The 19,254-nt window shown below is 71.8% G+C and carries 17 protein-coding genes and 2 tRNA genes; 6 read left to right on the forward strand and 13 right to left on the reverse strand.

Going from position 1 to position 19,254, the window contains the following annotated elements:
• Positions 1-52: 52 nt before the first annotated feature.
• Genes GUY60_RS08625 through pgsA form a run of 3 tightly spaced genes read right to left on the reverse strand, consistent with a single transcriptional unit; the run spans position 53 to position 2,903 of the window.
• Complete coding sequence (locus tag GUY60_RS08625) at positions 53-1,213, reverse strand: glycosyltransferase family 4 protein (RefSeq protein WP_161695541.1); 1,161 nt, start codon at positions 1,211-1,213, stop codon at positions 53-55.
• Positions 1,210-2,163 (reverse strand): phosphatidylinositol mannoside acyltransferase, encoded by a 954-nt coding sequence (locus GUY60_RS08630; RefSeq protein ID WP_161695543.1) that lies wholly within the window; start codon positions 2,161-2,163, stop codon positions 1,210-1,212. Before GUY60_RS08630 ends, GUY60_RS08625 begins: the two co-directional genes overlap by 4 nt.
• Complete coding sequence (pgsA, locus tag GUY60_RS08635; protein WP_161695545.1) at positions 2,160-2,903, reverse strand: phosphatidylinositol phosphate synthase; 744 nt, start codon at positions 2,901-2,903, stop codon at positions 2,160-2,162. The genes GUY60_RS08630 and pgsA overlap by 4 nt, the downstream gene beginning before the upstream one ends.
• A 288-nt stretch (positions 2,904-3,191) precedes the next feature.
• Between pgsA and GUY60_RS08640 the strand changes: the two genes are divergently transcribed.
• Complete coding sequence (locus GUY60_RS08640; protein WP_161695547.1) at positions 3,192-5,399, forward strand: elongation factor G-like protein EF-G2; 2,208 nt, start codon at positions 3,192-3,194, stop codon at positions 5,397-5,399.
• A 134-nt stretch (positions 5,400-5,533) separates the two neighbouring features.
• Entirely contained in the window at positions 5,534-7,210 is a 1,677-nt protein-coding gene (locus GUY60_RS08645) for an AbeC-like domain-containing protein (RefSeq protein WP_187369965.1), read from the forward strand.
• Positions 7,211-7,316: 106 nt separating this feature from the next.
• On the opposite strand, the gene GUY60_RS08650 is transcribed toward GUY60_RS08645, so the two are convergent.
• From GUY60_RS08650 to GUY60_RS08665, 4 genes are all read right to left on the reverse strand, one after another.
• The gene (locus GUY60_RS08650; protein ID WP_161695551.1) at positions 7,317-7,877 is read right to left on the reverse strand and encodes an HIT family protein; all 561 of its coding nucleotides are present in this window, start codon (positions 7,875-7,877) and stop codon (positions 7,317-7,319) included.
• Positions 7,878-8,132: 255 nt separating this feature from the next.
• Entirely contained in the window at positions 8,133-10,109 is a 1,977-nt protein-coding gene (thrS, locus tag GUY60_RS08655; RefSeq protein ID WP_161695553.1) for a threonine--tRNA ligase, read from the reverse strand.
• 229 nt (positions 10,110-10,338) lie between these two features.
• Positions 10,339-11,535, reverse strand: a complete 1,197-nt coding sequence (locus GUY60_RS08660) for a hypothetical protein (protein ID WP_376771187.1) — start codon at positions 11,533-11,535, stop codon at positions 10,339-10,341.
• Positions 11,532-12,098: a DUF4365 domain-containing protein gene (locus GUY60_RS08665; RefSeq protein ID WP_161695555.1), complete on the reverse strand. Its 567-nt coding sequence runs from the start codon at positions 12,096-12,098 to the stop codon at positions 11,532-11,534. The genes GUY60_RS08660 and GUY60_RS08665 overlap by 4 nt, the downstream gene beginning before the upstream one ends.
• A 269-nt stretch (positions 12,099-12,367) precedes the next feature.
• Between GUY60_RS08665 and GUY60_RS08670 the strand changes: the two genes are divergently transcribed.
• Positions 12,368-13,093, forward strand: a complete 726-nt coding sequence (locus GUY60_RS08670) for a 3'-5' exonuclease (protein ID WP_161695557.1) — start codon at positions 12,368-12,370, stop codon at positions 13,091-13,093.
• 72 nt (positions 13,094-13,165) lie between these two features.
• On the opposite strand, the gene GUY60_RS08675 is transcribed toward GUY60_RS08670, so the two are convergent.
• Together GUY60_RS08675 and GUY60_RS08680 are read right to left on the reverse strand one after the other, a co-directional pair.
• Positions 13,166-13,237, reverse strand: a tRNA-Val gene (locus tag GUY60_RS08675).
• An 82-nt stretch (positions 13,238-13,319) separates the two neighbouring features.
• Entirely contained in the window at positions 13,320-13,769 is a 450-nt protein-coding gene (locus GUY60_RS08680; RefSeq protein ID WP_161695559.1) for an SRPBCC family protein, read from the reverse strand.
• Between the two features lie 93 nt (positions 13,770-13,862).
• Here GUY60_RS08680 and GUY60_RS08685 point away from each other — a divergent pair, with 93 nt between their 5' ends.
• Positions 13,863-16,277, forward strand: a complete 2,415-nt coding sequence (locus tag GUY60_RS08685) for an SCO7613 C-terminal domain-containing membrane protein (protein WP_161695561.1) — start codon at positions 13,863-13,865, stop codon at positions 16,275-16,277.
• Positions 16,278-16,346: 69 nt separating this feature from the next.
• Here GUY60_RS08685 and GUY60_RS08690 read toward each other — a convergent pair.
• Positions 16,347-16,418, reverse strand: a tRNA-Val gene (locus tag GUY60_RS08690).
• A 63-nt stretch (positions 16,419-16,481) separates the two neighbouring features.
• On the reverse strand, positions 16,482-16,922 hold the full coding sequence (locus GUY60_RS08695) for a TIGR02611 family protein (RefSeq protein ID WP_161695563.1): 441 nt from the start codon (positions 16,920-16,922) through the stop codon (positions 16,482-16,484).
• Between the two features lie 191 nt (positions 16,923-17,113).
• Between GUY60_RS08695 and GUY60_RS08700 the strand changes: the two genes are divergently transcribed.
• Together GUY60_RS08700 and GUY60_RS08705 are read left to right on the forward strand one after the other, a co-directional pair.
• Positions 17,114-17,527, forward strand: a complete 414-nt coding sequence (locus GUY60_RS08700) for an SsgA family sporulation/cell division regulator (RefSeq protein WP_003959770.1) — start codon at positions 17,114-17,116, stop codon at positions 17,525-17,527.
• A gap of 203 nt (positions 17,528-17,730) precedes the next feature.
• Positions 17,731-18,291: a CGNR zinc finger domain-containing protein gene (locus GUY60_RS08705; protein ID WP_161695565.1), complete on the forward strand. Its 561-nt coding sequence runs from the start codon at positions 17,731-17,733 to the stop codon at positions 18,289-18,291.
• Positions 18,292-18,328: 37 nt separating this feature from the next.
• Here the strand turns inward: GUY60_RS08705 and GUY60_RS38200 are convergent, their stop codons facing one another.
• Both GUY60_RS38200 and GUY60_RS08710 read right to left on the reverse strand, forming a co-directional pair.
• On the reverse strand, positions 18,329-18,481 hold the full coding sequence (locus GUY60_RS38200; RefSeq protein ID WP_187369966.1) for a hypothetical protein: 153 nt from the start codon (positions 18,479-18,481) through the stop codon (positions 18,329-18,331).
• Between the two features lie 150 nt (positions 18,482-18,631).
• A complete protein-coding gene (locus GUY60_RS08710; protein ID WP_161695567.1) occupies positions 18,632-19,075 on the reverse strand; it encodes a hypothetical protein in 444 nt (147 codons plus the stop codon).
• Positions 19,076-19,254: the final 179 nt, after the last annotated feature.

Genomic DNA, 19,254 nt, shown 5'->3' on the forward strand with positions numbered 1-19,254 from the left:
GAGCGGCGCGCCAGGAACCCGCCGCCCCTAGGGCACATCTAGGAGACGCCCCCTAGTCCCGAGCCAAGCCGAACCGTGCCCGCAGCCCCGTGCGTTCGTCGGTGTCGACCGATGCGGCGCCGTCGGTGACCGTCTCGTACACCGCGAGGATGTCCGCGCCCACCGTCGACCAGTCGAAGCGGCGTACGTGGGCGCTGCCGCGCTCGCGGAGCTGCTCGCGGCGTGCGGGGTCGCCGAGCAGGCGCAGGGCCGCGTCCGCCAGCGCGTCGGCGTCCTCGTTGGCGAACAGCTCGCCCGCCGCGCCCTGGTCGAGGACCTGGGCGAAGGCGTCGAGGTCGGCCGCGAGGACGGGCGCGGCCGCGGACAGCGCCTCGACGAGGATGATGCCGAAGGACTCGCCGCCGGTGTTGGGCGCCACGTACACATCGACGCTGCGCAGCAGCCGTGCCTTGTCCTCGTCGCTGACCATGCCGAGGAACTCCACCCGGGAGCGCATCTCGGCCGGCAGCGTCGCGACGGCCTCCTCCTCGTCACCGCGACCGGCGACGAGCAGGCGGGTCTGCGGGCGCTCCGCCAGGATCCGGGGCAGCGCCTTCATCAGGACGGGCAGGCCCTTGCGCGGCTCGTCGATCCGCCCGATGAACCCGATGGTGTCGCCCTGCCATTCGGCCTTGGGCTCGGCCTTCGCGAAGAAGTCGACATCGACGCCGTTGGGGATCACGACCGCGTCGCCGCCCAGGTGCTCGACCAGGGTGCGGCGGGCGTACTCGCTCACCGCGATCCGTGCGCTGATCTTCTCCAGGGCGGGCTGCAGGATCGGGTACGCCGCGATCATCGCGCGCGAGCGCGGGTTGGACGTGTGGAACGTCGCGACGATCGGCCCCTGCGCGGCCCAGCAGGTGAGCAGGCCCAGCGAGGGCGAGGCCGGCTCGTGGATGTGGATGACGTCGAAGGTGCCGTCGTGCAACCAGCGCCGCACGCGTGCCGCCGACAGGAAGCCGAAGTTCAGGCGGGCCACCGAGCCGTTGTAGGGCACCGGTACCGCGCGTCCCGCGGAGACCACGTACGGCGGAAGTGGAGTGTCGTCGTCGGCGGGGGCGAGGACGGACACCTCGTGGCCCAAGCGGATGAGGTGCTCGGCGAGGTCGCGGATGTGGAACTGGACTCCGCCCGGTACGTCCCAGGAGTACGGGCAGACGATGCCGATCTTCACTCGGCCCCCTCGGCGGTGGCGGCGCCCTCGGCCGCGGGGTCGCGCGGCGCCATGGCGGGGTCCAGGTCGTCGAGCCACAGCCGCTGCAGCATGTGCCAGTCCTCCGGATGGTCGGCGATCCCGGTGGCGAAGGCATCGGCCAGCGCCTGTGCCATGACAGACGTCTTCTCGGCCCGCGTACCTGTCTCGGGTACGTCGACGGGGGCGTGCACCCGGCCCTTCATGACGGACGTCTCGTCGTACCAGAGGGTGACGGGGAGCAGCAGGGCGCCGGTCTGCTGGGCGAGTATCGCGGGGCCCGCAGGAATGCGTGTGGTCTCGCCGAAGAACTTCACCTCGACACCGGAGGCGGACAGGTCACGGTCGGCGACCAGGCAGACGAGCCCGCCCGCGCGGAGCCTGCGCGCGAGGGTGCCGAAGGCGGAGCCTCCGGTGTGCGGCAGGACCTCCATGCCGAGGCTGCGCCGGTACGCCACGAAGCGGTCGTACAGGGACTCGGGCTTCAGCCGCTCCTGGACGGTGGTGAACGGGGTCTCCAGCTTGGTGGTGACCCAGGCACCCGCGAGGTCCCAGTTGGCGAGGTGCGGCAGGGCGATGATCACACCCTTGTCGGAGGCCAGGGCGTCGGTGAGGTGGTGGACGTCCTTGGCCACGAAGCCGTTCCTGATGCGGTCCTCGCTCCAGGCGGGCAGCCGGAAGGACTCCATCCAGTAGCGCATGTACGAACGCATGCCGGCCTTGGACAGCGCGGCGAGGCGCTCGGGGCTCGCGTCGGGCACCACGCGCGCGTAGTTGGCCTCAAGGCGCTGGACGCCCTTGCCGCGGCGCTTCCACACGGTGTCGGCGATGGTCCGGCCGAGGCGCACGGCGACCGGCTCGGGCAGCTTCTTGACCGCCGCCCAGCCGAGCCCGTAGAGGGCGTCCGTGACCTTCTCCTGCGCCTTGCTCATGATGTGGCTTCACTCCCCCGTGCCTCACCGCTGCCGCGGCTGCCGCCCGCCCCCGAGTCCTCGGTGACGGCCTCCTGGTCCCCCTCCACGGCGTCCTGAGAGCCGCCTGCCGCGTCCGCCTCGGCCGCCTCCCTGCGCACCGTCACGACCCGCTGGGCGAGGGTGACCGCGCTGCCCACGGCGACGATCCACAGCGCGATCGGCAGCAGTACGTCGATGCCGGGCACCCCGAAGGCGTGCAGGCCCGCGAGGCCGGCCGCGACCAGCGAGATCACCAGGCGCTCGGCCCGCTCGATCAGGCCGTTCACCGCGACGGGCAGGCCGATCGACTCACCGCGCGCCTTGGTGTACGACACCACCTGGCCGCTGGCCAGACAGAAGATGGACACCGCGCAGAGCATGTCGTTGTCGCCGCTGCCCGCGTACCAGAGCGCGAAACCGGCGAAGATCGCGCCGTCCGCGACCCGGTCGAGCGTGGAGTCGAGGAAGGCGCCCCAGCGGCTGGAGATGCCCGCCTGCCGGGCCATGTTCCCGTCGACCAGGTCTGAGAAGACGAAGAGGGTGATGACGATCGTGCCCCAGAAGAACTCACCCCGGGGAAAGAAGACCAGCGCACCCGCCACGACACCGGCGGTGCCGATCAGCGTGACCGCGTCCGGGCTGACTCCCCGGCGGAGCAGAAACGCGGCGAACGGTGTGAGGACACGCGTGAAGAATGCACGCGCGTACTTGTTCAGCATGGCCTAGAAGCCTTCCCGAGGGGGGTGGCGGGCCGCGCGGCCCTTGCTGGCCACCGGCCGCCCCATCGTAGCCACGGACCCTTCGGCTCCACCTCGCGAGGCCCGCCGCACGCGCGCGCGTCCCCCGTGGCGCACGATCACGTACGACGTATGGACGCACCGTGGCGTGAGTGGAAAGCTCGAAAGCACCGCGGGCGTCGCCGGAGCCGCCAGCACACGCGGTCCCACGCGTGTCCGCGCCCTTCTCCCTCACCGTGCAAGAAACCGGGAGCCATCGGGAGGCACAGCATGGGCGACAAGACAGGCGCACATCCCGGAGCCGCGGGCAGGGCGGCTACGGCCGACCACCCGCGTTCCGTACGCAACGTGGTGCTGGTCGGCCACAGCGGTTCCGGCAAGACGACTCTGGTGGAGGCCCTCGCGCTCACCGCGGGGGTGGTGAACCGGGCGGGCCGCGTGGAGGACGGCGGCACCGTCTCCGACTACGACGAGATCGAGCACCGCCAGCAACGCTCGATCCAGCTCTCGCTGGTGCCGGTCGAGTGGAACGGCATCAAGATCAATCTGCTGGACACCCCTGGATACGCCGACTTCGTCGGGGAGTTGAGGGCCGGTCTGCGCGCAGCGGACGCGGCCCTCTTCGTCGTCTCGGCGGCCGAGGGCGCGGAGGGCATCACCGGTCCGACCCGGATGGTGTGGGACGAGTGCGCGGCCGTGGGCATGCCGCGCGCGATCGTCTTCACGCACCTGGAGGCGGCCAGGTCCGACTTCGACGCGATGACCCGCGGCTGCGCGGAGGCCTTCGGCGGCGACGACCCGGACGCGGTCCTTCCGCTGTATCTGCCGCAGTACGGCGAACCGGGCGCGGACGGACACGCTCCGGTGACCGGTCTGATCGGGCTCCTCTCGCGACGGATCTTCGACTACGCCTCCGGTACGCGCGAGGAGAACGATCCGAGCACCGAACAGGCCCCGGGCATCGAGGAGTCCCGCAACCGGCTGATCGAGGGGATCATCGCCGAGAGCGAGGACGAGACCCTGATGGACCGCTATCTCGGCGGCGAGGACATCGACTACAAGACCCTCGTGGACGACCTGGAGCGGGCCGTGGCGCGCGGCACGTTCCACCCGGTGCTCGCCGCCGCACCGGCCGCCGACGGCGCCCGCCAGGGGCTCGGCACGGTCGAGCTGCTCGACCTGGTCACCGGCGGATTCCCGACGCCCCTCGAGCGGGAGACCCCGGCCGTGACGACCCCGGAGGGCACGCCACGGCCGGCCCTGACCTGCGACCCGCAGGGCCCGCTCGCCGCCGAGGTGGTGAAGACCGCGTCCGACCCCTATGTGGGCCGGATCTCGCTGGTCCGGGTCTTCTCCGGCACCCTGCGCCCCGACGAGACGGTGCACGTCTCGGGGCACGGCCTGGCCGACCGCGGTCACGAGGACCACGACGTGGACGAACGCGTCGGCGCCCTCTCCGCGCCCTTCGGCAAACAGCAGCGCATCCTCTCGGAGTGCATCGCGGGCGACCTGGCGTGCGTGGCCAAGCTGAGCCGTGCCGAGACCGGCGACACCTTGTCGGCCAAGGACGATCCGCTGCTCATGGAGGCCTGGAGCATGCCGGATCCGCTGCTTCCGCTGGCCATCGAGGCGCACAGCAAACCGGACGAGGACAAGCTGTCGCACGGCCTCGCCCGCCTCGTCGCGGAGGACCCGACGATGTGCCTCGAACAGAACCAGGACACCCACCAGGTCGTCCTGTGGTGCCTGGGCGAGACGCACGCCTCGGTCGCCCTGGAGCGGCTGCGCAACCGGTACGGCGTACAGGTCGACGTGGTGCCGCACCGGGTCGCGCTGCGGGAGACCTTCGGCGCGAGCGCCGCGGGTCGCGGCCGCCATGTGAAGCAGTCCGGCGGGCACGGGCAGTTCGCGATCTGCGAGATCGAGGTGGAGCCGCTGCCCGGCGGCAGCGGCGTGGAGTTCGTGGACAAGGTCGTCGGCGGCGCGGTGCCGCGGCAGTTCATCCCGTCGGTGGAGAAGGGCGTACGCGCCCAGGCGGCCCGTGGCATCGCCGCCGGCAACCCGCTCGTCGACGTGCGCGTGACGCTCCTGGACGGCAAGGCGCACTCCGTGGACTCCTCGGACGCCGCGTTCCAGACGGCCGGTGCGCTGGCGCTGCGCGAGGCGGCGGCGGACGTCCCGATCCATGTCCTCGAACCCGTCGTGGAGGTACGGGTGTTGGTCGGGGACGCGTTCGTCGGCACCGTCATGAGCGATCTGTCGGGGCGGCGCGGCCGGGTCGTCGGCACCGAGCAGTCCCCCGACGGCCGCACGCTCGTACGCGCCGACGTTCCGGAGCTGGAGATCGGCCGGTACGCGGTGGACCTGCGCGCACTGTCGCACGGCACCGGCCGGTTCAGCCGTACGTACGCCCGGCACGAGCCGATGCCCGCCCAACTCGCCACGAAATTGCGCCAGGAGGCCGAGAAGGAGGGGTAGCCGGGGGCTGCATCCGGCCGCCTCATGACGGATGTCAGTGCGCCCCGATACATTGATGATCGGATTGCCGGGTGCGGTCAACGGCCGTACGGGGTAAGGAAGTCGGGAAGGGCCGCAGCAGCGGCGTTGCGGTGATGGGGGCGGCAGTGGCGAACGACATCGATTCGGCCTTCGATTTCAGGCCCGGGGCGCAGGTCCCGCTCTCGGGCGCGGCGGGTGAGACCGCGGCGACGCACGCCCTGGCGTCGGCCGCGTACCGCGACAGTGATGTCGACGAGATACTCAAAGCGAACAGCGAGTGGCACAAGTCCGAGGTGAAGAAGGGCAGGTTGTCCCTCTTCAAGCCGGACCTCGGCGAGGCCTTCGCACGCGCGGTGCAGGTGCGCATGCTCGGCGGCGCCCGCAAGCCGCTGATCCAGTCCTTCGGCACCGAGCCGCAGGCCGTGGTCGAGCACTGCCTCGCGGCCACCCGGATCCGCAAGGAGCGGGACACCCGACTCACGGGCGTGACCGTGCTGTTCGGCGTGCTGTTCCTGCCGGGTCTGCTGATGTGGCTGATGATCTTCCAGATCAAGAAGACCCTGAGCGGCAGTGAGAACAAGCGGACGGCGGCCCTCGGCACCGCGGTCCTGGTCGTCGCCTGCGGTCTCGCGGTGATCTTCCTGATCAAGCTGCCGTTCGCCGGTCTGCTCGGGATATACGTACGCGCGATGGTGATCGCCCCGGTCATCGGCTGGCTCCTGGCCCGGCAGATCTGCGAGCGCACCGCCCAGGATCTGCGCGGGCGTTGGGAGAGTCTGCTCGCGGGCGGCGGCATCGGCGCGAAGATCCCCGAGGCGGTGCCGGGCAGCCCCGGCGAGACGGCGGCCGAGCGGCTGCGCCAGGGCCTGGCCAAGCTGACCGCGGAGCAGCAGTCCAACTCCGTGTTCTACGCGGGCCCCAAGGGCATTCTCGGCATGGGCACCCGGTGGGGCAGCTGGCAGTTGGCCGAGGATCTGGTGCCGCGCGAGGGCACGAAGGAGATCCACCCGTTCCGTAGCTGGGACGTGATCCGGTCGATCCACGACCAGTTGCGCATGCTGGAGCGCGGCCCGCTGCACACCGGCGGCTTCCCTACCCCGTCGATACGCCACTGGATCGTCTCCCCGGTCGCGGAGAACGCGAAGGAGGTCGCCCGGCCCTCCGGCACGGACGTGGAGGCCTTCCAGGTCCGTGGCCACGAGATACAGCGGATCTGCAACGAGCAGCAGTTCGGCAGCGGTGACCGGCACTATCTCGGGGTGCAGTTCCGGCTCTGGGACGGCCAGTTGGTGATCACGATGCTGATCACGGTCACGGTGCTGCACGAGACGCTGCGGATCGAGGTCACGGGCCACGCGCTCGGCCCGGTGCACACCCTGTTCACGACGAAGCCGAAGGCGAAGGTCAAGGAAGTCTCCAAGACGGTGAAGTTCTGGGAGACCCGGGAGATCAAGCAGCCGCTGATAGAGCCGCTCGACGTGGTGCGGCTCGCGGCCCGCGCGCCGTTCACCTGGTTCCCGCCGATCCTGGACTACCTCGGCGGCAAGCTCGTGCTGCCGGAGCCCTTCGGTCTGCGGCACGCCTGGGCCGACAAGCCGTGGCGGCACCGCTTCATGGCGGACGACGCCCTGCGCGCGGCCACCCCGGTGCTGCGCGTGGTGCACGCCGCGGCGATCCGTGTCTTGGAGGAGAACGGCGTGGACACCGAGCGCTTCGGCACCCGCTCGCTCCTCCTCAGCGGCCTGGTCCAGGACCCGACACCGAGCAAGGCGGACGTGTACGACGCGTAGCGAGGGCGTACGGCACGGGAGCGTGGCGCCGCCGAAGCCGGAGGGCGACGGCGGCGCTCAGCCCAAGCTCAGCCCACGGAAAATCAACCCCGAAAGCCCGCGAAGCTCAGGTCGAAGGCCACGCGTCGGCGAGCATCTTGCGGGTGTCGCCCAGGAGTTGGGGCAGCACCTTGGTGTGGCCGACGACCGGCATGAAGTTCGTGTCGCCGCCCCAGCGGGGCACGATGTGCTGGTGCAGATGCGCGGCGATCCCGGCACCGGCGACGGTGCCCTGGTTCATGCCGATGTTGAAGCCGTGCGCCCCGGAGGCGGTGCGCAGCGCGACCATGGCCTGCTTGGTGAGCTCGCCCAGCTCCACGGTCTCGGCGGTCGTCAGCTCGGTGTAGTCGGCGACGTGCCGGTAGGGCACGACCATGAGGTGGCCGCCGTTGTACGGATACAGGTTAAGCACCGCGTACACATGGTTACCGCGCGCGACGACCAGGCCGTCCTCGTCGGACATCTCGGGGATCGAGCAGAACGGACAGCCGTCGCCGGCCCCCGGACCGGTCGGCTTGTTCTCACCCTGGATGTACGCCATCCGGTGGGGCGTCCACAGGCGCTGGAACGCGTCCTGCGTCCCCACTCCGATCTGCTGCTCCGGCTCACTCGTCATGTTGTGCAGCATATGGCGTGGCCCCTGCCCGGCGCGTCGCCGGGGCACCGGTTCCCGTACGGGCCGCACCGGCCACCGGCACACCACCGCGCCCCCGCCCCGTCGCACCCCTGGGCAGCACGGGCGACCCGGCGCCCGGAGCCCTCGTACGGCGCCGGCCCGTCGTACCCCCGCGACCTGCGCGAGGCCCAACGACCCGGCCCCGGGGCGCAGTTGACGCGCCCCGGGGCCGGGATCGTTTGCGGGCGGGGCCGGGCCCCGCCGGGGTCAGACCTGCGTCCGCTCCTCGACGACCTTCGCGATCTTCGCGATGGCCTCGTCGACGGGGATGCCGTTCTCCTGCGAGCCGTCGCGGTAGCGGAAGGAGACGGCGCCGGCGGCCATGTCCTCGTCGCCCGCGATGACCATGAAGGGCACCTTGGACTTCTGTGCGTTGCGGATCTTCTTCTGCATCCGGTCCGAGGAGGAGTCCACCTCGACCCGCAGCCCCTGCTTCTTCGCCTTGACGGCGAACTCCTGCAGGTAGTCCACGTGCGCGTCACCGATCGGGATGCCGACGGCCTGCACGGGCGCGAGCCACGCCGGGAAGGCGCCCGCGTAGTGCTCCAGGAGCACGGCGAAGAAGCGCTCGATGGAGCCGAACAGCGCGCGGTGGATCATGACCGGGCGCTGCTTGGTGCCGTCGGGGCCGGTGTACTCCAGGTCGAAGCGCTCCGGCAGGTTGAAGTCCAGCTGCACGGTCGACATCTGCCAGGTGCGGCCGATCGCGTCCTTGGCCTGGACGGAGATCTTCGGGCCGTAGAACGCGGCGCCGCCCGGGTCCGGGACCAGCGGGAGGCCCTGCTTCTCGGCGACCTGCGCAAGGACCTCGGTGGCCTCTTCCCAGGCCTCGTCCGAGCCGACGTACTTCTCCGGGTCCTTGGTGGAGAGCTCCAGGTAGAAGTCGTTCAGGCCGTAGTCGCGGAGCAGGCCGAGGACGAAGGTGAGCGTCTTGTCGAGCTCGTCCGCCATCTGCTCGCGGGTGCAGTAGATGTGCGCGTCGTCCTGCGTGAAGCCACGGGCGCGGGTCAGGCCGTGCACGACGCCGGACTTCTCGTACCGGTACACGGTGCCGAACTCGAAGAGGCGCAGCGGCAGTTCACGGTACGAACGGCCACGCGCGTCGAAGATCAGGTTGTGCATCGGGCAGTTCATGGGCTTGAGGTAGTAGTCCACGCCCTCGTCGAGCTGCATGGGCGGGTACATACCGTCGGCGTACCAGTCCAGGTGGCCCGAGGTCTCGAACAGCTTCCCCTTGGTGGCGTGCGGGGTGTAGACGAACTCGTACCCCTCCTCCTCGTGCCGGCGGCGCGAGTAGTCCTCCATGACGCGGCGGACGATGCCGCCCTTGGGGTGGAAAACGGCGAGGCCGGAACCGATCTGCTCGGGGATCGAGAACAGGTCGAGTTCGTTGCCCAGGCGGCGGTGGTCGCGCTTCTCGGCCTCGGCGAGGAACTCCAGGTGCGCCTTCAGCTCGTCCTTCGACGGCCAGGCGGTGCCGTAGATGCGCTGCAGCATCGGGTTCTTCTCGCTGCCGCGCCAGTACGCGGCCGCGTTCCGCATCAGCTTGAACGCGGGGATGTTGCGGGTGGTCGGCAGGTGCGGACCACGGCAGAGGTCCTTCCAGCACAGGTCGCCGGTCTTGGCGTCGAGGTTGTCGTAGATGGTCAGCTCGCCGCCGCCCACCTCGACGTCCGCGCCGTCGTCGTGCGAGGCGGAGCCCTTGATGCCGATGAGCTCCAGCTTGTACGGCTCGTCGGCGAGCTCCTCGCGGGCGTCGTCGTCGGAGACGACGCGGCGGGAGAACCGCTGGCCGCGCTTCTGGATCTCCTGCATCTTCTTCTCGATGCGCTTGAGGTCCTCGGGTGTGAACGGCTCAGCCACGTCGAAGTCGTAGTAGAAGCCGTCCTTGACCGGCGGGCCGATGCCCAGCTTGGCCTCGGGGAACAGCTCCTGCACGGCCTGCGCCATCACATGCGCGGTGGAGTGGCGCAGGATGTTGAGGCCGTCCTCGGAGGAGATCTCGACCGGCTCGACCTCCTCGCCGTCCTGCACGGCGTACGCGAGGTCCTTCAGCTCGCCGCCCACGCGCGCGGCGACGACGGTGCGCTCACCGGGGAAGAGTTCGGCGGCCGTAGTGCCCGTCGTCACCACGCGCTCTTCCCGCTCGGAATCGCGTTGGATGATCACACGGACGTCTGACACCGGTCTCTCCTGACTGAAGTGGATGCGCCGCCTCAGCGTGGGCACGCGCAAGACGAATCGTACCGAGACCGTGGTGCGCTTCGCGAAACGGTTACGGGGCTGCCTCCCGTGACGCCGACCCGCACCGTCGGCTCGGGCACCCTCGATCGCCCTCCGGGCTCGTCCTCAAACGCCGGACGGGCTGGATTTGCCGCCCCGCCGACTCCTCACACGCCGGACGGGCTGATGTTTACTCCCCACCGCACGCCTCCCCGAAGAAGTCGAGGTTCTCCTGGAGGGACTTCATCATCCGGTCCCGCTCCGCCTCGTCCACCTGAACCGGCGCCAGCTGAGCCGCCCCGGTCAGCCGCCGGAACCCGCCGCGGCTCTCGAGGCGTCCGTCCACCTGAACCGGCAGGCCGACCAGGTGGGCATGGCCCGCGATCCGGTACGCCTCCTCGTCCAGGGTCATCCGTACATGCGGTACGTCGGCGCCCGCGAGCACTCGCAGCCGTACCGTTCCGCTCCCCCGCGGCCCCGGCCTGCGCATGCGTTCCACGGACCCGGTGAGCCGCACCGGAACCGACGGTTCACAGCTGAGGTAGCGGGCCGAGGCCTCCCGCAGTACGGGCAGGTCGCCGGGCGAGAACTCGACGGGTTCGGGCCGGGCCGCGCACCCCGCGGGCACCCCGGACGCGGGCGCCCACGCGAGCTCGACACAGGCGCCCTCCGTACCGCGCACCAGGGTCACGAGGGCCTCGGTCAACTCGCGGCTGACGCCCGCCTCGACGGCGGTGTCGAAGGGCTCCATGCCGCCGGTGGCCCGCCGGTAGTCGACGGCTTCACGGGCCGCGTACAGCGCGTGGTGCAGCCGTACCGCAAGGGCCCGGCCCGTCGCGGCGGGTACGAACGCGGTGAGCCTGCGCCCGCCGTGCGCCGGTCCCACCAGGACGCTCGCCAGCGAGGCGGCGGCGGACCTGCGGTGCCGCGCCCCGTGGTACCCGGCCCTGGCCCGTACCGCGAGCGCCCCGGCGAGCAGCACCTGCCGCACCGCCGCGCGCAACTGCTCCTCGACGCTCCAGGCCGCCGTGCCCGCGGGTCCTGGCGGCACGTCGCGGGTCCAGGTCAGCTCGTCGCTGGGCACCGCGAGGCCGACCAGGACGGCGCGCGCGGAGGGTGCGGCGCTGCGGGCCAGGGCGAGCAGCGCCTCGCCGAGCAGGTCGTCGCTGTCGGGGAAGGCGCGGCTCTCGGGAACGAGGAGGCTGGTGCCGAGGGCGCCGTCGGGCGGGGTCCAGCGGGCGTACCGGCCGGCGGCCGCGCCACGCCGCCGCCAGCCGTGCCGGTCGAGGAGCGCACCGAGCACGCCGGGGTCGACGTGGGCGGCGTCCGGATGAGGCAGGGCGCCGCCCACCAGGTGTGGAGGTTCGTCGATCGGACGGTGCATCAGGGTCTCCCTCCCGTCCCGACGCGCGTCATGATGTCGCAGAGCGCCCGGTCGTCGAAGATCCGCGAGGTCGGGACCCGCACCGTGGTCCGGTGCCGTCCCCGTACGGGGTGCCCGGCCAGGTTGGTCCAGTAGCAGCAGTGCCTGAGGTCGAGCCGGTCGTGCCCGGCGCGCAGCCACTCGTCACGGGACCGGGGCACGATCATCACGACCAGGATCTTGTGCACCGAGACCGGGGTGCGGGCCAGCTTCTCCAGGTGCGCGTTGTCGAGCGTGAAGGAGAAGTCGGGGCCCGGGGGGTTCGGGGCGAGTTGGTACGTGCACTTGAGCTGCACCTTGATGGTGACTTCGTCGTCGACCGTGTGCCCGGGGGCGCTGTGGCTGACGTGCCAGTCGATGCCGTTGTCCGGAAAGGGCTGCGAGAGCGAACAGCCCGCGGCGGCCGCCACGGCGTGCAGATAGCCCACCTGCAGGGTCTCCATGCAGGCGGTGGTGGCGAGGGTGCCGCGCAGCGGTGCGATCCGCTCGGGCAGCAGCCCACCCTGTTCGGGCCGCGCGAGCGCCATGGCGAACTGGCCTTCCAGGCTTGGGAGTTACTCAGGTGATGTCGGGGGCGCGTACGTCGCGTACGCCGCGCGGAGTGCGCCGCACACGCCCTCCCGGACCGCCCAACTCACCGGCCCGTCACCTGTGTTGTCACCGTTCGGCGTATCGGGCAAACAGCCCGGGTATCACGAGTTCGGGCAGGCAGCAGGGGCGCGCGGCACCGCGGACGGTGCGGGCGGCGACCGGGCCGCGCCTCGACTGCCGGGCGGAGACAGGGAGTTGGATCACCATGACGTGCTGGTTCGATGGACCACTTGCCGCATTCGACACCGAGACCACGGGCGTGGACGTGGAGAACGACCGGATCGTGTCGGCCGCGATCGTCGTGCAGGACACCCCGGGCGGCCGGGCCCGCGCGACCCGCTGGCTGGTCGACCCGGGCGTCCCGGTGCCCCGGGACGCCACCCGGGTGCACGGCCTGACGGAGGATCATCTGCACCGCAACGGCCGCTGGCCCGCGCCGGTGATGGAGGAGATAGGCCGGGAGCTGTCCGACCTGAGCGGCGCGGGCCGCCCGCTCGTCGTGATGAACGCTCCGTTCGACCTGACGCTCCTGGACCGCGAGTTGCGCCGCCACCGCGCCTCCTCGCTGAGCTACTACCTCGGCAGCCGGCCGCTGTGCGTGCTCGACCCGCGCGTCCTGGACAAGCACCTGGACCGCTACCGCAAGGGCCGCCGCACGCTCACCGATCTGTGCGCGCAGTACGAGGTCGAGCTCGTCGACGCGCACGACGCGGCGGCCGACGCCCTTGCCTCCCTGGAGGTCGTACGGGCGGTGGGACGCAGGTTCGCGGCCCGGCTCGAACGCCTCTCTCCGGCCGAGCTGCACGCGCTCCAGGCGGTGTGGCACGCGGCCCAGGCGCGCGGCCTGCAGGCGTGGTTCACCCGCACCGGCAGCCCGGAGTCGGTCGACCCGGCCTGGCCGCTGCGCCCTCAACTCCCGGCGGCGGCTTGAGAGTTCGTACGGTCCGAAGCCGCGGCGGACACAAAAAGACCGGCCCGTCGCTGACGGACCGGTCTTTCCCGGTGGGCGATACTGGGTTCGAACCAGTGACCTCTTCGGTGTGAACGAAGCGCTCTCCCACTGAGCTAATCGCCCGGGAACGGACTGAACCATACAGGTCCCGGCGCCCCTCGTTCAAACCGGTTGCCCACCCCTCCACCGGCACCCGCCCGCACGGTCAGTCGCGCGCAGCGAGGTACCGGATCAACCCCCGCTCCCCCGAGCGCATCATCAACGCGTGGTTGAACCGGAACACCGGCCGCCCCGGCACCGCGAGCGCCCGCATGAGGGGCCGGCGCACCTCGACCTCCTGCTCGTACAGCGCACGCGTACCCCCGCCCACCGCGCCGAGCGTCCAGCGCGCCCAGCCGTCCAGATCCCCGGACATGACGATCTCCAGCACCCCGGCCGCCGGGTCACGGCGCACGGCACGGGCGGTGACGAAGAGGTCGTACGGGAGTGCCGAGCGGAAGCGCGCGCGGCCGGTGTCGTCGTCGACGCGGGTCACCTCGCGCACCTGCCGCCACCACAGCGGGTACTCCTCGGCCCGTTCGAGCACGGCGTACACCGCGTCGGGGCGCGCGGGCAGGTTCCAGACGCTGCGGAAGCGGTAGCGGCACCAGTCCATGACCCGAGTCTGCGCGCCGGCGGGCAGGTACTCAGCCGGAACTGAGTAGGTACGCCCATGCCGGTGGCGGGTGACCCGCACCACACTGCTGCCATGACCACCATTCCGCCACCGGCCGACGAGCTGCGCATCCTGGACCACGAGCTGGGCCAACTGGACGCGCGCCGCACCCAGTTGCTGGCCCGCCGGGCCTGGCTGGTGCAGGTCCTGGCCCAGCAGGTGGCGGCTCCGGCCCAGCAGCCGGTGCCGCCCGTCCGGCCTCCGCAGGCCTGGCCGCCGCATCCGCCGCAGCCGCGCCCGGAGTCGTCCCCGCCGAGCGTGCAGAACCTGCTGCTCGCGCTCGGCGGCACCCTGCTGACCGTCGCGGCCATCGCGTTCACCCTGGTCAGCTGGGGGCAGATGGGCATCGCGGGCCGCGCGGCGGTGCTCGCCGCGGTGACCTGCGCCGCGCTCGGCGCACCGGTCCTGCTGTTCCGCCGCGGCCTCGGCGCCACGGCGGAGGCGGTCGCCGCGCTCGGCCTGGTGCTCACGGTGCTCGACGCCTACGCCCTGCACCGCGTCGCCTTCCCGACAGCCGACGGCACGGCCTTCGCGGCCTTCGCCGCAGCCGCACTCGCGGCCCTCTGGACGGCGTACGGAACGGCCCTGCCCAAGCTGCGCACCACGCTCCCCGCCGCCGTCGTGGTCGCCCAACTCCCGCTGCCGCTCGGCGCGCTGGCAGCCGACGCGAGCGCGCACACCCTGACCGCGGCGCTGCTCGCCACGGCCGCGGTCGACACGGCCCTCGCCCTGCTGACGAAGCGCCCCTCGGTCCGGTACGCGGCGGGCGCGGGCGCGGCCCTCCTCGGCTTCGTCGGCCTCCTGATCGCGACGGCGCTGACCTGGTCGGCATCGGGCCCGGTCGCGGCCTCGCGGGCCGCCGTCCTGCTCCTCCTCGCCACCGCCGTCGCCCTCGGCGCGGCCCTGCGCACCGCACACGCCCCGGTCGCGACGGCCTGCGCGGGCGTCGGCGGCATCGCGGTCGTCCTGGCCACCGGCGGCGTCCTGCGCACCACGCTCCCCGCCGCATGGACGGTCCCGGCCCATCTGCTGTGCGGCATCGCCCTGTTGGCGACCCTCCGCACCAAGCTGCCGCTCCCTGTACGACGCGGCCTGGCCGGCGCGGGAGGCACCACCGCCGCCGCGGCTCTGCTCTGGACCCTGCCGACGGTGCTCGCCTCGGCGGTGCGCCCGGCGCTCCAGGCGGGCAACCCGTGGGCGGGTGCTCCGCTCGCGCAGGACGACCTGACGCTCGCCGTCCAGGGCCTCGCGGTCCCGGTCACGCTGCTCGCGCTCGCCGCCGCCGTGTGGACGGCCCGTCGGTTCACCTCGGCGGCCCTCGCCTGGCGGACCGTCACCGACTGCGCCGCACCCGCCCTGCTCTGGGCCGCGCTCACGCCCCTCCCGGTGACCCTCGCCCTCCCGTACACGGCGACGCTCGTCACGCACACCGCGCTTGCCGTGGCGTCCCTGTCGGCGGCCACCGCACTGGCCCGCGCCGGCCGCCCGCACCCGGCGACGACGCTGCTGGTCTGCGGCCTCCTGTCGGCGACCGGTGCGGCCCTGCTGTCCCTGGGCACCCGCCCCGCCACGTTCACGGTCCTGCCCGTCCTCCTCGTCGTGTGCGCCGCGGTCGCCGCGCTGCATGCCGACGGGGCCCGACGGGCGGTGGCCACCTGCTCGGCGACCGCCTTGGCCACGGCCCTGACCGTCGCCGTACCCGCCGCCCTCGAACTCCCGCCGCACCGCACGGCGTTGTGGGTCCTCGCAGTACCCGCCGCGACCGCGCTCCTCGCCGCACGCCTGCGCGCGAGCACCGTCGCCGTACCGCTGGAGATCGCGGGCGCCCTGGCGGCCACCCTCGCCATCGGCCTCTCCGCCGGCCACACCCCGAGCCTCGCCCTCACGCTCGCGCTGACCGGAGTGATCGCCACGGGCACGGCCCTGCGCCCCGACCGCCGCCAGATGTCCTACGTGGCGGGCGCCCTGCTCGCGGCGGCCTGCTGGGTGCGCCTGGCCGCCTGGGACGTCACCGCCCCGGAGGCGTACACCCTGCCCGTCACACTGCCCGCCCTCGCCATCGGCGCCCTCCGCCACCGCCGCGAACCGGACACCTCCTCCTGGGCCGCGTACGCCCCCGGCCTGGCCGCCACGCTGCTGCCGAGCCTCGTCGCCGCCTGGTCGGACCCGTACTGGCTGCGCCCGCTGCTCCTCGGCGCCGCGGCGCTCGCGCTCACCCTGCTCGGCGCCCGGCACCGCCTCCAGGCCCCGCTGGCCCTGGGCGGCACGGTGCTCGCCCTGGTCGCGGCGCACGAGCTCGCGCCGTACGTCGTGCAGGTCGTCGGCGCCCTCCCCCGCTGGCTGCCGCCGGCCCTGGCGGGACTCCTGCTGCTCGCCGTCGGCGCGACGTACGAACAGCGCCTCCGCGACGCCAGGAAGCTGCGCGACACCCTCCACCGCATGCACTGACCGGGCGGCGGGGAACGCGGAAACGACGAAGGCCCGTGAGACGAGATGTCTCACGGACCTTCGGCCGGGTGGGCGATACTGGGTTCGAACCAGTGACCTCTTCGGTGTGAACGAAGCGCTCTCCCACTGAGCTAATCGCCCGGGCGCACGGAGAACATTACCGCACTTCAGACGGGCTACTGACCACGCCTGCGGGGACCCACGTCACTCGGTGATCTTCCACGGCATGACGATGCCGAACTTCCAGATGTAGATCCCGAGAAGTACGCCGATGATCACGAGGCCGACCGTCGTCAGGATGATGTTCCGGCGGCGCACCCGCGGATCGAGGGCGCGCTGCGCGGCCTCCTTGACCTTCCGCTTGGTCCAGCGCAGCACCAGCTGAGCCCAGACGAACTCCGTCGCCCAGATCGCCATGCCGCAGAAGATCACGACCCAGCCGGGGCCCGGCAGCGGCAGCATGATGATGCCGGCGATCACCACGGCGAGGCCGACGACGAACACGCCGACCTGCCAGCTCACGTGCAGCGCCCGGCGCTTCTTGATGAAATGCGGCGCTTTGGACCCGAGCCCTTGCTCGTCCCGACCGGCGGGCGTCTCCATGACCGTCCCCACCTCACTCCGCTCGTCACTCCCCGTATTCATGCCACCAAACATTACCGGACAGAAATGGCTCACCGGAATGGGCGCATGCTGCGGACACTCGGGCGCCTGTACGAGCGAGAGAAAGCTACTCAAATCCCTCAGAGGGGTTTACAACGGCACTGTAGGTGGCATGTCGATTTCGCCGACGTGCGAACCCCCGAGCGCACACTGAGCGAAAGGCCCTGGCGCTTATGAACACCACGGTCAGCTGCGAGCTGCACCTGCGCCTCGTTGTGTCGAGCGAGTCCTCACTCCCTGTACCCGCAGGGCTGCGGTATGACACGGCCGATCCCTACGCCGTGCACGCCACCTTCCACACCGGAGCCGAAGAGACGGTCGAGTGGGTCTTCGCCCGCGACCTTCTCGCCGAAGGCCTGCACCGGCCCACAGGCACCGGTGACGTCCGTGTCTGGCCGTCCCGCAGTCACGGTCAGGGCGTCGTCTGCATCGCCCTGAGCTCACCGGAGGGTGAGGCCCTGCTCGAGGCCCCGGCGCGGGCACTGGAGTCCTTCCTGAAGCGCACGGACGCCGCGGTGCCACCCGGCACCGAGCACCGTCACTTCGATCTCGACACCGAGCTCTCCCACATCCTCGCCGAGAGCTGACGAGGCCGGACCCGACCAGCAAGCAGCCCGCAGCCGTCCGACTCGGGGAGGCGGCGCGGGCCTCCACAACCGCATAAAGGCAGTGATCGGCGCCGTCGCCGTGGGTTCGCCCGCGGCGGCGGCGCCGACTGCGTTCGAGTCGAACCGCTAGCATCGGCCAGCATCAGCGGGCGCCCGCCCGACCCAAGGCCAGGGAGCGATTCGTGCTGATCACCCACGACACCCGGTGCGCGCTCGACGCGGTGTGCGCACTGGTGAACTCCGCGACGGAGTCCGGCGGTCCCGACGGACTCGCGGACGTCTCGGGTCTCGACAGCTTCGTACGGACCCACTCCATCAGCGATGTCGGACAGCTGACCGAGGACGACCTGGCGGCCGTGCGGGCCGTGCGGAGCCGGTTCGCCGAAGTGTTCGCGGCCGCCGAGGCGCGCGACGCCGCCCGGGTCATCAACGACCTGGTGGCCTCGGCCGGCACCACACCACGGCTGACCGACCACGACGGCTACGACTGGCACGTGCACTACTTCGCGCCCGGCGCCTCCGTCGCCGACCATCTCGCGGCCGACGGCGGGATGGCGCTCGCCTTCTTCATCGTCGCCGGGGAGCAGGAACGGCTGCGCCGCTGCGAGGCGCCGGACTGCCAGCACGCCTTCGTGGACCTCTCCCGCAACCGCTCCCGCCGCTACTGCGACAGCCGTACCTGCGGAAACCGGCTGCACGTCGCCGCCTACCGGGCCCGGCGCAAGGAAGCCGCCGCGGGCTGAGCCCGCGCGGGGGTGTGCCGGGCGTACGCCCGGGTCGTCACAACAGCCAGAGGTCGTACACCGCTCCCGCGAGCAACAGACAGCCGATCACCCCGAGAAAGATCATCAGTGGCGGCTGGGAGAGCGCGAAGAGGCAGCCTCGCGGCTCGGGCGTCGGTGCGGGGGCCTGGCCCCGGGAAGTTTCCTGCATCTCGCGGGCGATGATGACGCAGGCCAGCCCGGGTGATCGTCCAACACGCCCGTCACATGCGGGAGTTCGCCGGATTCCGTGGACTTGCGTGACCCGGCCCGGAGCGGCCGCGCTTCAGCTGACGCTGGATGGCGCCCTAGCTGGCGGCCTTCATATGCCGTGCTTCTTCAGGATGGCCTCGATGTCGGAGAAGTCCTCCGCGGGCGCGGGGGCGGGCTGCTTCTCCTGCTTCGGCTTGGATCCGGTGGTGGTGGCGCGGGTCGCCCCGAGGGACGGTGCGGAGGCCTGCGGGGCGACCGCGTCCCGCTGTGCCGCCTGCACGGCCTTGCGGCCACCGCCGGTGCGCCGCTCCACGGCGCGCGTGGTCATGAAAAGCGCCCAGGCGAGGCCGAGCACCACGAAGCCGATCCAGGTGCTCGGCTTGAAGACCAGGTCAGCGACCCAGTCGACCACTCCGGTCAGGACCAGGCCGATCGGGACGAGGGAGTACGCCGCGATGCGGGTCGCGGCGAGGAACCGCTTTCGGTACGCGGTGATCGCGGCGATGCCCAGGCCGGCTGCGGACACGGCGGAACAGACGGTCTCGGCAAGCATCCGGTCCTCCAGCTGGGGAGCCTTGGGGATTACGTCCCTTCCATCCTGCACCGGACGGTCCCCCTGAGGCCACGATCCGTTCGGACCTCAGGGACATCTCCGGGTCGGGCCCCTCCCCCGGTCCGGGTTGGGAAGCGCGCGCCGCGCCTGTGAGACTGTCCCCATGAGCGACTCCTCCC

The organism is Streptomyces boluensis (genome assembly GCF_009908195.1).
In the GTDB taxonomy this organism is placed as follows: Bacteria; Actinomycetota; Actinomycetes; order Streptomycetales; family Streptomycetaceae; genus Streptomyces; species Streptomyces boluensis.